Origin of the sequence: Castellaniella sp. (assembly GCF_049651205.1) — a bacterium.
Taxonomy (GTDB): Bacteria; Pseudomonadota; Gammaproteobacteria; order Burkholderiales; family Burkholderiaceae_B; genus Castellaniella.
This window is the reverse complement of sequence record NZ_JBASBR010000010.1, coordinates 1-11,952: the sequence shown is the minus strand read 5'-3', so window position 1 is coordinate 11,952 and position 11,952 is coordinate 1. Positions and strand designations below refer to the sequence as shown.

Below are 11,952 nucleotides of genomic sequence, written 5' to 3'. Positions count from 1 at the left end.
TGCGCAGGCCCGAGGACAGGCGCTCGATGGCGGAGCCCAGTGCACCCTGGGATTTGTTCAGGTTGTTCTGGGAGACCAGAGCAAGGTAGTTGGTGTTGATAACAGCCATGAGAGACTCCTAAGTTGTTCGGCGGAGATCCGCCCTTGTTGCCCAGGATGACAAACCAAGTGACCTCCTGTTCTGTTCCATTAACGGATTGTCCGTCGAGGACTTTAGGGTGTTATGGCAAAGTTTTTTACAAGGTGGCAACTGGGAGTATCAGCTTTTTTGTGGACAGGGCGGTTTGACATCGTTTAGTCCCTGGCCTCGGTAAATCGGTCACCGAACAGGATGGCGAACTGGTTCATCGCCACCTTTCAGGTGTGCACGGAGCGGGGGGGCTTGGCCAGCAGTGTCTTGGCGCTTATGCCGTTACGTTCGTCGGCCTGATCAACAGGCTTGTCCTCGCCAGGCCGGTAGCCCAAGGGCACGTTCATCTCGGCACCCATGGCCCGCTCGATAATGGCTTTGCCAAAGGCATCGATCAGATCCTCGACCTCCATGGCTGACATCGGGCCTTCGACCAGGCCGTCGAGCAGGTGCTCAGGCAGCTTGGGCAGCCGCGTCTCGCGGGCGGCCGCCTGGGCCGCGATGGACGGTTTCTTGTGTTTCACGGGTATATCCATGATCGTTTCCTCTCATGTTATGCCTCGCCCGCAAAATTCCAGACACTCTCAACAGCAACCCGCTGCTCAACAAAACTCGCTTCCTGAATGTTGCCTTCTTCTACTCGCAATAACATCAAGGCATCTTCCTGCTGAAACAGGCGCTGATGCCAGGCAGTGGTGTCGAGTCGACCGGTATCGTTGTTTTGCGACAGGGTTTGCAACGATGCATCGAACGCAGTGATCTGTTCCTGAGTCAGCGTCGCCACGGAAGATGCCATAGCCATCTGGGCCGAATACACTTTGCGACTGTCGAGTATGGTGTCATCCAGTTCGCCTAGGCGATTCAGCACCGCTTCTGCTGCGGCCCGATAGCGTGCCGAGGGGGCACCATTGTTCAGCAACCAAAGCGTGATAATGTGAAGCTGTGCTGTCTGGAAATAACCCTGCAACCAGCGGCGCATGCTGGCGACACTGTGTTCAATCTGACCTCTTACCGTGCTTCCCCCCAGCAGTTTGCCGGTCTGCAGGTTTTCCGCGTTTTGAATCTCTCTCGCCATTTCCTTCTTGAAGAAAGAATCAAGACTCTTCAGTTCAGCCAGATATCCTTCGAGCTGAACCAAAGCTAGTTCTGGCGTTCCTTCTTCCTGATGGTGATCCAGCAAGCCCTGGACATAATCCATCATGCCTTCGAGCTTGTCCCGCCGCAGATCCTTCAGGCTATCGCTCAACTGATCCAACTGTTCCTGTATGGCGTTGAGCTTTTCATTGATGTCCTGAAGATGCTTCTGGCCAACGGCAGCAGAAAGTGCATTCCATGCCACCCCACTGATCATTACACTTTGTAGCGTTTCAGGCGCAAGGATATGTGCCTGCTCCTGCACACCTTTAGCACCCACCACAAACGCGCGTCTAGCACCTTCAGGGCCGTTGGTTGCCTTCACCAGCGATTCAAAAGGAATCGTGCACAGCACATAATTGCCTCGCTGCTGCTCGGCTAGCGACGCGATCTGAGGAAGGTTCTGCAACAGAGGGTTGAGCGTGCTGATGACCTGCTTGGGAACCTTGGCCCTTGCGGCAGAGGGCACGCCTTCATCAAACCGGCTGAAACTCATTAAAGTACCGCCCTGTTCATCCGCCAACACAATGTCGGCCTCGTTCGAGGTCGGCGCCGGCACCTTTGCTGCAGCATGAGTTTTGGGTTCACCCGCGGGCGATGCAGAATTGGCATTCTTACCATGGCTGCCGGTCTGCAGCCTTATCCAGCCCATCTCAGCGACGAACGGAACCGTGACGCGGTACGCTTCGGCGGAGAGCCTGTCGCCCACGAATGCTGCAGAGCTGGCCAATAAAGCCCAAGGATATCCGCAGCCCCAATTTACCCAGAGATGCCAATGAATTAGGAGAAGTGAACAAAGGGGTGATGCCGGCAAGCAGGCCACCTTTCAGGACGAATTCCTTGATATTTGAGGAGTCCTCAATATGGAAGAAGCCACTTAACACCTTTGTCGTAGTGCTAAGCTCTAATCGTGCTTCTAGCGACAGTGTGTCAGTCGGTGGGCCATAGAGTGCCAAGGCGATCTCGCACTCTTTGGCTTCCACACTCTTGGCTTCCGTGTCCTTGCCATTCAGCTTGGCATGGACATTATCCACAATCGACCCATACGACAGCGGCGGCTTGTCACGCAAATTGCGTACCAAATTGGCGACAGAATGCCCCCCATAGTGCTGCAACTCGTTGGCTATCACCCTGAGGTACTGCTCGCCGTAGCGATTCGGCCGGGGGTTATGCCGCGCCATCACCAAGGTTTTCTTGACATCGGCATCCAAGCTGGTCCTGCCCCGGCCGAAGTCCGTCAGAATATCCACGAGCCCGTCTATATCCGCAGCTGAAACACTGCTCAAGCGTTTGAGCATCGACTGATCACATTGAATCTCGGATTTGCTCATTCTTTTTGGGATCCTGCGTGAATGTGTTAGGTAACATGATATTACCCTAGCCCGGATGAGCCATCCCGTTAGTCCATATAAACGACATGACGCAGAATCAACTGATAGCCGGGCCACTAGCCCAGCGCTACCACGGCGAAGGTTGTTAGTGCAGAACCCGTGCGCGTTGATGCCCAGATTATGTTGAATGGACTACAACTTGGCTGAGTAATCAGGCAACTACTTATGGAGATCGTGGTGCTGCAAACCGTGACTGCACCGCTGCCAGTACCTGTCAGTATCATCAAGACGTTCGGGCCGTTCGGCCCAAAATATGAAATCGGTGAGCTTGTCGAGCAATTGGAAGATGGCGATTGGCTGGTTGAAATTGTCTTGATGGAAATGGGTGAAAAGGCGGATATCGTCGCACCCACATCCTTGATGCCCCCGAGGCACACTGATGTACGCGGTAGCATTTGATCTGGTCGTCGCCGATACCGTACAGCATCACCCCAAAGGGGGGCACGAGCCGATACCGACTCTGAAGAAAACGCAGCTCCCTGAGCAGGTTTTCACTGGGTCAATACGCGTCGACCCCAAGCAGCCAATCTAAATTCTGTGTCATGTTCGCCACTGTCAGTCGAGCCTGGCCGAACCCGGGAAAGATGCATTAGACACTACCTGAAAAGACTAAGCTTGCGGCATAAGAAAACGGATATCTTTGTTGACAAATACCGATGGTGTCTGTGATCTTGCGATAGTCCCAAAATGGGACTAATATTTCTTTATGAGAGTGATCGCCGTCAGCACCCTGCGCCAATTTTTGGAAATTCACCCATCCTCAGAGCAGCCCCTTAAGGCCTGGTTCGACGAAGCCACTCAGGCAATGTGGACACAGCCAGCCGATATTAAGGCCCAATATCGCAGCGCCAGCGTACTGAAAAACCGGCGTGTCGTTTTCAACATTAAAGGCAACGACTATCGGCTGATCGTCGCTATCGCATACAAGCTTGGCATCGTTTACATCAAATTCATTGGCACCCACGCCGAGTACGACAAGATTGATGCCGAAACCGTAGAAATGGAGTGAACCGTGGATATTCGCCCTATCCGTACCGAGACTGACTACAAGGCCTCGTTAAAAACAATCTCCCGCCTCATGGAGAGCGACCCAGACCTTGGAACCCCCGAGGGAGATCGCCTGGATGTTCTAACTACGCTCGTGCAAGCCTACGAGGCCAAGCTCTTCCAGATTGATCTGCCTGACCCGGTGGAGGCCATTAAATTCAGGATGGAACAGGCCGGGCTAACCGCAAAGGACCTGGAGCCGATGATCGGCCAGCGTAACCGTGTCTATGAAATCCTCAACCGTAAACGACCCCTGACACTGCCGATGATTCGGCGGCTGCATAAGGGGCTTGGAATCCCTGCCGAGAACCTGATTCAACCAACTGAGCACGCATGATAAGTGCATGTGTCGGTAGGTGGCTTGGCTGGGGCCCCAAGTAACCCCTCACCGCACTCCCAGATTTGCAAGAGTACCTCCCCCTACCGCACCCACATCCACCCAAAGCACATCACCAGCCCCATCGCCCCGGCCAGCAGGCGCATCCCCACACCGCGCCCCGAGATAAACGCGTACGACAGCCCCCACAGCCCCACGCCGATGCGCACAAAGGCAAACAGGGCGGGAATGGGGTGGCTGGCCAGCTGAATCACCTGCGGGTTGGCAATCATCGCCAGGGGGATGATGTACAGGCCGATGCCCAGGCGCATGGCTGAGGCGGCTACCTTCAGCCAGTTTTCGCCCACGATGCCGGCGGTGATGAACACTGTGCCGCACACGGGGGGCGTGATGGTGGACAGCAGCGCAAACCAGAAGACAAACAGGTGGGCCAGCAGCAGATCGATGCCCAGGCTGCTCAGCGCCGGGCCGGCCACGGCCACGCAGATGACGTAGGCGGCGGTGGTGGGTACTTCCATACCCAGCAGCAGGCAGGCCAGGGCGGTAAGCAGCAGGGCGGGCCACAGGCTGGATTGCGCCACGGCCAGAATAACGGAGGTGACCTTGATGCCCAAGCCGGTCATGCCCAGCACGCCGATGATGATCGAGGCACAGATGATGATGGCGGCAATCATCGAGATCTGCTTGCCGGCGATGATGGCCGCCTGGGACAGACGCTGGGCAAACAGGCGTGGCGAGAACTCGAACCGGATATTGGTAAACAGCAGTGCCGCGCCCACCAAAATGGCGATGCACGCAGCGTATTGCGGGGTGACACGGGCGATAAACATCTGCTGCATCAGCACGCCAAAGGGCACCAAAAAGAACATCATGGTCAGCAGCACGTCCCGGCCACGGGGATGGTCTTCCTGATCCAACGCCCGCAGGCCGTAGCGGCGGGCAAACAGATCGATACCGATCCAGACGGCCAGAAAGTACAGGATTGCGGGCAGCAGGGCCGCGCCCATGATCTGGGTGTAGGGGGTGCCGGTAAGCTCTACCATCACAAAGGCGCCTGCGCCCATCAGCGGCGGCATGATTTGCCCGCCCGATGAGGCCACGGCCTCGACGGCGCCGGCCAGTGCCTTGGGGTAGCCCAGGCGCACCATGGTGGGCATGGTCACAGAGCCGATGGATGCCGCATTGGCCGAGGCTGAGCCCGAGATCGAGCCAAACAGGGCCGAGGCCAGCACGGCCACCTTGCCGGCACCGCCTCGCAGGCGGCCGGCTGCGGCGATGGCAATATTAAGAAAGCCCTGGCCGGCTTCGCCCACATTAAGTACGGCGCCCATGATCACAAAAATGGCCACCACGTTAACCGATACGCCCGTCAGCGAGCCCCACACCCCCCCTTCGGTGATGGTGAGGGTGCCCAGGGTGCTGGCAAAGGGTACAGTGGGGTGGCCAAACTGGCCAGGGATGTGTTCGCCAAAAAAAGCGTACAGCAGGCAGATCAGCGCCACCATCGGCAGGGGCCAGCCGATAGCGCGGCGAGCCATCTCCAGAGTAACTGCCAGCAAGGCCAGGCCAATGGCCATTTGCAGGGGGTTCTCTAAAAACCCGTACTGGTTGCCCAGCGCATCGGCGTTGATCACCATATACGCGCAGCAGGCCAGCCCAATCACCATCAGCACCGTGCCCGAGATTCGCTGGCTGCGGGTATGCGCCGGAAATAAAAATAGCCAGGGCAGGGCCAGCGCCATGTGCAAGGGACGGGCCACCAGAGCCGGCACCAGGCCGCTGAAAATCAGCCCCAAGTGAAACACCATAGACAGCAACCCCAGCGCAATCCATACATAGGGTGCGCGGGCGTCGGTTGCGGCAGGTGTCGGGTGGTTGTCGGGGCTGGCAGAAGTGCTGGCGGTGCTTGCCATGGTGCTGATGGTGGTGCTCATGGGGTTAACGCATGGCCTCGGGGATGGTGACACCGGCCTCTTCGTAGTAGCGGATGGCACCGGGGTGCAGTTTGACGCCGGCACTCATGATCATCTCGGGCTCTACCGCTTTCCACCAAGGGGCGGTTTTGCTCAGTGCAGCCTTTTGCGCCCAGAAGGTTTTTGTCAGCAGATAGGCGGTGTCGTCGCTCATGTCGGTGGTGGCAAAGGCGTCCACCGGCAAAAAGGTGGTGGCCACGTCTTTGTCTACGCCGGCATAGGTGCCTGCGGGGATGATCTGTTTGGCACGCCCGGTTTTGGCGATTTGCTCGTCAGTCATGGACACCAGTGCCACTTGCGTGCTGGCCGCGGCTTGCACCAGGTTGGGGGCGGGGAATGATCCGGCCGTCACAAAGCCGTCGATCTGGCCGTTTTGCAGGGCTTCGGCAGCATTGCCCAGTTCTGCCGAGGCAATTTTCACTTTGCCGTCCAGGCCAAACAATTTCAGGTATTTGGCACCCTCGTTGGCGCCAAACGTGCCTTTGCCCAGCAGGATGGTCTTGCCGGCCAGGTCGTCAAAGGTATCCACCTGTTTGTCGCTGTGCACCACAAAGTGCATGGTTAACGAGGGGATGGGAAACAGCGCGCGGATCTTTGCAAAGCTTTCTTTGGGCCGGTTTTTAAAGGGGCCGGTGCCTGCCTGGGCGCTTTTAACCAGAGAAGGGGGGGTGGTAAACACGTAATTGCCCGAGCGCACGGCCGCTTCCATCACGTTTTGTACCGAGCCCTGGCTTTCTTCTACCGTCAAAATGGTTTGCCCGTCAGTGCCCTGTTTGATGGCGCTGGCCAGCTCTACCCCCATTTGGTAGTACGAGGTGCCCGTCTTGGCGGATTTGTAGGTAACGCGTTCTTCGGCATGGCTTGCGCTAAGCAGGCCAATGCAGCCAAAGATGGCCAGGCCGGTGGCCGCCAGTTTCAGTCGGTTCATCGTGAGTCTCCCGTGTTGGTATCCATGAATGCACGGCCCGAGCCCGGCATTTTCAGCAATGCCACCGGGCTTGATTTGGGCTGGGCAAGCTGCTTATATACCACATTGGCTGCGGGACGAATGTGTGCATGGTAAATTTTGAAAGTTCAAATATTAGGGGTAACGCAATGCGCCCAATCTTGATTTTGATCGGCCTGGTGCTGTTGGTGGCAGGTATCTGGGTGGTTGCTGGCAATGGCAGCTACCAGGATACGGAAACCGTTCTTAAGATTGGTTCTACGGCCTTGAAGGCCAGCCAGGAGAAAGCAATCCCGCAGTGGTTGGGTATTGCCGGCATTGTGGTGGGTGCCATATTGGCACTGGGAGGCTTTGCCGGGTGGTTCAAGCGCAAGTGATTTGGCTGGGGTGCTTAAAAGCCATTTAATGGCCGAGAGGTATATAAGTGCCTTGAGTGCTTAAAGCAGCCATTCAATCGGCAGACGGGCGATAAGGTTTGTGGCCAGCCGCCGCCACACGGTGGCGCCCGGCTCCTGGTGGTGTTCGATTTGCCGGGGCGGGGTGCCCTCCAGCCATTTCAGGGTATGGCCGCTGCCGGCCTGCACCTGATAGGCGTGCGTGCTGGTCAGGTTCTGGATGTTGTGTGCGATTCGGGCGGCCAGCCGGGGGCTGGCAATCAAGAAACCCATTTCGGTGTTCAAGTGCCTGGATCTTGGGTCAAAATTAAAAGAGCCCACAAACACGTGCGATTGATCCACCGAAAACACCTTTGCGTGCAGGCTGGAGCCCGATCGCCCCACCAGGCCGCGATCGCGCAACTTGGGCACCGAGGCCCTGCGTTTCAGCTCAAAAATCTGGATGCCTGCGGCCAGCAATGGCTTGCGCCGCTTGGCGTAGCCGGCATGCACGGCCACCACGTCGGTGGCCTCAAGCGAGTTGGTCAGCAGGGTGATGCGCACGCCTTTTTGGGCCAGGCCCACAAAGGCATCGACCCCTGCTTTGGCGGGCACCAGGTAAGGCGATACCAGTGCCAGTTCTTGCGTGGGGTTGTCCAGCACCTGCTGCAGTTGTGGCCATAACAGGGAGGCTTTATTGGCCTTGTCCAGGCCCTTGGCGGGGTGGTCGCTGACTAGCGTCACGGACGTCCATTCAAACTGTAGCGTACCAGCCAGTAAGTTGCGCACAAAGGATTGCCGGGTGATGGCCTCAAGGTAGCTGTCAGCCAGGTGGCTGTGGGCGGTATCTGGTTTGATGGCGGTCAGTGTGGCAAGGTCTGCTGATGGAGGCCGCAGCACCACTTGTTCTGCCGGCCAGGCAGAGTCGCTTGTCCAGTAGCGCTCAAAATCATCGCTCACGTCCTGCACCACTGGCCCAATGGCCAAGATATCCAGGTCGATAAACAACTGGTTGGGGCCGGCCTCGAAGTATTCGTCGCCAATATTGCGCCCGCCCACCAGGGTTACCTGCTGGTCGGCTGTAAACGATTTGTTGTGCATGCGGCGATTAAGCCGGGAAAATTCTGTCAGGTACCCCAGGGCCCGCCAGCGGCGGATGCGAAACGCGTTAAACAGCCTGATCTGGATATTGGGATGGGCATTCAATCCTGCAATCAAGGGATCCAGCCCGGTGGTGTTGTTGTCGTCCAGCAGCAGGCGCACTTGCACGCCGCGGTCTGCTGCGCGGCGGATCGCGTCAAACAGCAGCAGGCCCGTCATATCGGCGTGCCAGATGTAGTACTGGATATCCAGTGTGTGCTCGGCGGCGTCGGCCAACGCCACCCGCGCAGCAAACGCTGCCCGGCCGTCAGATAGCTCGACGATGCCGGATTCTTTGGGGTGTGATTGGTGCAGGGGGGTGACGGATTGCGACAGGCGGGAGGCCTTGTCTGCGCAGGGGAGGTCTGGGTTTGGTGGGCTCTGGTCGGGCGTGTCCAGGTGGGCGGATGGCGGCAGATTCTGGTTCTGCTGGATAGTGTCGGAAAAGGGGCCGGACGATACGGATACGCCTGGGCCTTTTCGGTGGGCCAAGCCCGTCCCTTTGCGCAGCCGCTGGCTGCCACGCAGCAAGCGGCGGCCGGCAGTTTTCATCATCTCCCGAAAGCGTGACGTTGTGTTGCCCATGGGCGGCCTGTGCCTAGTGTGAGCTTAGCGAAACCTGTTGAAAATCGTTTACGAGAATCTCCAGGCCAACTTGCCAATGCCCGGTGTCGGGTAGGGGCGGCAGGGCAAATTGCCAATGCCCGGGTGCGTCCGCTGCCTGGGCTGTCCGGTGCAGAGGCTGGATGCCTGCCTCTGGGTTGCTGATTTGCACCTCGACTGCCTGGGTAACAAAAGGGGTGCCATCGGCGTGCTGCAGCGTTAATTGCCACATGGTGGGCCCAGGCTGGATGGTTGCCGTGATGTCGGCATTATGCAGCACGATGGCCGGCCTGTGCGGGAGAGGGGGGGCTGAATCAGGTACCTGGGTTGCGGCATGTCGATGTGCAGCTTGATGCGCCAGCGTGTGGACATCAGCTGCCATGGGTACTGTAGCCATGCTTCTGGGCGGTGGTGTCAGGCGCCACAGCGCCACCAGGCCCAAAATCAATACAGCCAGGACCAGTTCAACCTGGATGGCTCGACGCAGCTGGGCGCGTGGCCGCAACGCACCTGCCTGGGTCGCCTGGGTCAGCCGCCAGCGGTTCCAGGCGGCCACGCAAAACAGCAGCGCCACCAGGATCAGTTTGGCAGATAGCACCTGGCCGTACAGGGTTTGCCAAAGATCAGACAGCTGGCGCAGTTGCAGCCAGGCCAGACACAGGCCGCTTAGCACCAGAAGCACCACCACCCAGGTGATGCCGCGAGAAAACCGCCGGAGTTCGGGGATGGCGACATCGCTAGCAGTGCGTTGCGCAAGGGTAGTAGGCAATAGGCAACGTGCCAGCGGCAGCAGCAGGCCGATCCAGGCCACCGCGCTGATGACATGTAGCACCACGGTTGGCCGGGAAAGCCAGCGCGGCGGTGCGGTGCCTGCATGGCCGCTGACGGCCAGGGCGCTACCCGCCAGCAATAACGCCAGTATCCCGGCCAGACGCTGTTGCCATATAAGGTTTTTCGGGCTGGATTCATGCGGGTTGGTGCCGTGCATCGAGGCGCGGGTATTTTGCACCGGCATTGGTCTGGAAAGCCCCCAGGCGGCGGTGCCAAAGGCCAACGCCAGCAAGATGAGCGTGGTGGCGTAGCTGCTGTACCAGGTTTGAACCCAAACCGCTGGTAGCCCAATCTGTTGCCATGGGGCACCCAGCAAATCCAGTCCCTGCAGGCCCCATTGCAAGGGCAGCAGCAAAACGCCTACACCTAAAGCCATGCGCCATAGGCGGCCTTGTAAGACGGGTTGCATCGCGGGTGCGTGGCGGCTGTACGGGTTTAGCGCCCGGAATGCACAGGCACCCAACAGCAAGAACAGGCAGATATACGAAACAAAGCGGCTGGCCCATATCAGGGCTGCGCGCTGGCTGGCGCCAGGGTCTGCCAACTGTTGGAAATAAGCTTGCAGCTTCGCGACATTGCCCGCGTTGCTGCTTGGATGGCCTGCACCGCCGTCTGAACCACCGGCCGAGTCAACCGCGCCTGCAGCGCTGATTCCGCCGATGATGCCGGCGCCACTTGCCGGGCCCACCTGATAATCCAGCGTGCCGCCAATGGGGTGACCATCGGCAGAGACTACCCGCCAGCTCAGCAGATAGGTGCCGGGTGCCTGCTGCCCGGCCACATCGATCTGCACGGTGGCGTCGTGCGCGCCACTGGTGTGGATGTCCTGTGCCCGCCCGGCCGGGTTGATCAGGCGCAACACCGTTACACCAACGGGTTCGCTAAATTGCAGTGTCAGCGTGGCCGGTGCTTGGGCCAGCACTGTGCCGGCTGCTGGTGTGCTGGATATCAGGGCCGCATGCCCCCAGGCGCCTGAAGACCAGATCAGCAGGCAGGCCAGTACAAGGCGCGTAAAAATCATCAGTGCGAGTGAGCGCCGTGATGCCCCTGGGCTTTTTCAAGTTTGACGCTGGGCGCCGGGTTGCTGACACCCGCTTTGCCCGTGGTGTCGATCCAGCGTGACACGCCTTTCTTGCACTCTTGCACCACCGGGAAATACAGCGTTTGACCGGGCTTCAAAGAGGACGCGATTGTGCCTACAAAGGAAAATTCATCGTAAAACGCTTCTGGCAGCAGGCCCGTCCAGGAGATCTCACGTACCCCGTGATCGATCTTCGCTCCATGCAGGGTTTCAGGCTGGGCATAAGTGCCGTCCTTGGTTTCGATCTGCCAACCAGCCTTGAGCTGCGGCTTGACTGCCACTACGCCTTCAGGGATCTGCACCCGGATCCGGGTGGTGTCCGAGCCATCGCAACCATGGCCGACCTCAAGGATTGCCTTGTAGCTGCTGCCGATAGTGGCTGTGGAAGTTTGCAAGTGGACGTGAGCCTGCGCCAGCGGCAGCGCGCCCAAAAGCAAAGCCAGGCCGCCAAGAAGTTTCAGTTTGTGTGTCATCAGTAGCAATGAGTTGGCCGGCCGATGTCGGGATATCCGCATGCTGCGCCCACAGCGCATTTGCCGGTGTTGTTAATTAAAAGTGATTATCATTCTACCCTGGTCAGGCAGGGCTTTTGCCAGACACTGGATACGCCTGATGAACGCAACTGTTTGTACGCTGTCCCTGAGGGGCTTTTGCTGCTTTGCCAGCCGCAATGGTTTGCTTGGTTGAAACTGCCAAAGAAAAACCGCCTGGGGTGTTTAACCCGAGGCGGTTTTTTGCCTGTTTTGGAGAACAGGATAATTCTTGGCGCGGCTGGCAGGATTCGAACCCACGACCCCTTGGTTCGTAGCCAAGTACTCTATCCAACTGAGCTACAGCTGCTAAAGAGGCGTAAATATAACATGTTTTTTTTACACTGTCATATCTGGCCTGTTTACCGAAATCGGAGATTTGTCTGTTGCCAGGCACGTACCCAAGACCCCGGAAAGGGCAAGATAATACCACGA

The 11,952-nt window shown here is 58.2% G+C and carries 12 protein-coding genes, 1 tRNA gene and 1 pseudogene; 4 read left to right on the top strand and 10 right to left on the bottom strand.

Features of this window, described 5'->3' with window-relative positions; genetic code table 11:
* From WA928_RS06735 to WA928_RS06720, 4 genes and pseudogenes are all read right to left on the bottom strand, one after another.
* Positions 1 to 109 (bottom strand): hypothetical protein (locus WA928_RS06735; protein ID WP_424301286.1); only part of this gene is annotated, 109 nt, incomplete at its 3' end.
* Positions 110 to 387: 278 nt separating this feature from the next.
* Positions 388 to 666: pseudogene (locus WA928_RS06730) on the bottom strand (IS256 family transposase); the annotation flags it as partial.
* 17 nt (positions 667 to 683) lie between these two features.
* Positions 684 to 1,994: a hypothetical protein gene (locus WA928_RS06725; protein WP_424301283.1), complete on the bottom strand. Its 1,311-nt coding sequence runs from the start codon at positions 1,992 to 1,994 to the stop codon at positions 684 to 686.
* Entirely contained in the window at positions 1,918 to 2,595 is a 678-nt protein-coding gene (locus WA928_RS06720) for a hypothetical protein (protein ID WP_424301280.1), read from the bottom strand. The genes WA928_RS06725 and WA928_RS06720 overlap by 77 nt, the downstream gene beginning before the upstream one ends.
* A 225-nt stretch (positions 2,596 to 2,820) precedes the next feature.
* On the opposite strand from WA928_RS06720, the gene WA928_RS06715 reads away from it, so the two are divergent.
* From WA928_RS06715 to WA928_RS06705, 3 genes are all read left to right on the top strand, one after another.
* Positions 2,821 to 3,054 (top strand): DUF5397 family protein, encoded by a 234-nt coding sequence (locus WA928_RS06715; RefSeq protein WP_424301277.1) that lies wholly within the window; start codon positions 2,821 to 2,823, stop codon positions 3,052 to 3,054.
* A gap of 307 nt (positions 3,055 to 3,361) precedes the next feature.
* Positions 3,362 to 3,664 carry a type II toxin-antitoxin system HigB family toxin gene (locus tag WA928_RS06710; RefSeq protein WP_424301274.1) on the top strand — a complete coding sequence of 101 codons (303 nt, stop codon included), beginning with the start codon at positions 3,362 to 3,364 and terminating at the stop codon, positions 3,662 to 3,664.
* A 3-nt stretch (positions 3,665 to 3,667) separates the two neighbouring features.
* The gene (locus WA928_RS06705) at positions 3,668 to 4,039 is read left to right on the top strand and encodes a helix-turn-helix domain-containing protein (protein WP_424301271.1); all 372 of its coding nucleotides are present in this window, start codon (positions 3,668 to 3,670) and stop codon (positions 4,037 to 4,039) included.
* Between the two features lie 83 nt (positions 4,040 to 4,122).
* Here the strand turns inward: WA928_RS06705 and WA928_RS06700 are convergent, their stop codons facing one another.
* Both WA928_RS06700 and WA928_RS06695 read right to left on the bottom strand, forming a co-directional pair.
* Positions 4,123 to 5,973 (bottom strand): TRAP transporter permease, encoded by a 1,851-nt coding sequence (locus tag WA928_RS06700; protein ID WP_424301268.1) that lies wholly within the window; start codon positions 5,971 to 5,973, stop codon positions 4,123 to 4,125.
* 4 nt (positions 5,974 to 5,977) lie between these two features.
* Entirely contained in the window at positions 5,978 to 6,940 is a 963-nt protein-coding gene (locus WA928_RS06695) for a TAXI family TRAP transporter solute-binding subunit (RefSeq protein ID WP_424301265.1), read from the bottom strand.
* Between the two features lie 167 nt (positions 6,941 to 7,107).
* Between WA928_RS06695 and WA928_RS06690 the strand changes: the two genes are divergently transcribed.
* Positions 7,108 to 7,335 carry a hypothetical protein gene (locus tag WA928_RS06690; RefSeq protein WP_417276651.1) on the top strand — a complete coding sequence of 76 codons (228 nt, stop codon included), beginning with the start codon at positions 7,108 to 7,110 and terminating at the stop codon, positions 7,333 to 7,335.
* 60 nt (positions 7,336 to 7,395) lie between these two features.
* Here the strand turns inward: WA928_RS06690 and WA928_RS06685 are convergent, their stop codons facing one another.
* From WA928_RS06685 to WA928_RS06670, 4 genes are all read right to left on the bottom strand, one after another.
* Positions 7,396 to 9,027 carry a phospholipase D family protein gene (locus tag WA928_RS06685; protein WP_424301261.1) on the bottom strand — a complete coding sequence of 544 codons (1,632 nt, stop codon included), beginning with the start codon at positions 9,025 to 9,027 and terminating at the stop codon, positions 7,396 to 7,398.
* Between the two features lie 43 nt (positions 9,028 to 9,070).
* On the bottom strand, positions 9,071 to 10,927 hold the full coding sequence (locus tag WA928_RS06680; RefSeq protein WP_424301258.1) for a copper resistance CopC/CopD family protein: 1,857 nt from the start codon (positions 10,925 to 10,927) through the stop codon (positions 9,071 to 9,073).
* Positions 10,927 to 11,460, bottom strand: coding sequence for a YcnI family protein (locus WA928_RS06675; protein ID WP_424301255.1), 534 nt, complete (start codon positions 11,458 to 11,460; stop codon positions 10,927 to 10,929). Before WA928_RS06675 ends, WA928_RS06680 begins: the two co-directional genes overlap by 1 nt.
* 290 nt (positions 11,461 to 11,750) lie before the next feature.
* Positions 11,751 to 11,827: transfer RNA gene (locus tag WA928_RS06670), tRNA-Arg, on the bottom strand.
* Positions 11,828 to 11,952: the final 125 nt, after the last annotated feature.

Excerpts from the sequence above, each read along its gene's own strand:
- WA928_RS06720 (WP_424301280.1), bottom strand. The coding sequence starts at position 2,595 with ATGAGCAAATCCGAGATTCAATGTGATCAGTCGATGCTCAAACGCTTG.
- WA928_RS06715 (WP_424301277.1), top strand. The coding sequence starts at position 2,821 with ATGGAGATCGTGGTGCTGCAAACCGTGACTGCACCGCTGCCAGTACCT.
- WA928_RS06710 (WP_424301274.1), top strand. The coding sequence starts at position 3,362 with ATGAGAGTGATCGCCGTCAGCACCCTGCGCCAATTTTTGGAAATTCAC.
- WA928_RS06700 (WP_424301268.1), bottom strand. The coding sequence starts at position 5,973 with ATGAGCACCACCATCAGCACCATGGCAAGCACCGCCAGCACTTCTGCC.
- WA928_RS06695 (WP_424301265.1), bottom strand. The coding sequence starts at position 6,940 with ATGAACCGACTGAAACTGGCGGCCACCGGCCTGGCCATCTTTGGCTGC.
- WA928_RS06690 (WP_417276651.1), top strand. The coding sequence starts at position 7,108 with ATGCGCCCAATCTTGATTTTGATCGGCCTGGTGCTGTTGGTGGCAGGT.
- WA928_RS06685 (WP_424301261.1), bottom strand. The coding sequence starts at position 9,027 with ATGATGAAAACTGCCGGCCGCCGCTTGCTGCGTGGCAGCCAGCGGCTG.
- WA928_RS06680 (WP_424301258.1), bottom strand. The coding sequence starts at position 10,927 with ATGATTTTTACGCGCCTTGTACTGGCCTGCCTGCTGATCTGGTCTTCA.
- WA928_RS06675 (WP_424301255.1), bottom strand. The coding sequence starts at position 11,460 with ATGACACACAAACTGAAACTTCTTGGCGGCCTGGCTTTGCTTTTGGGC.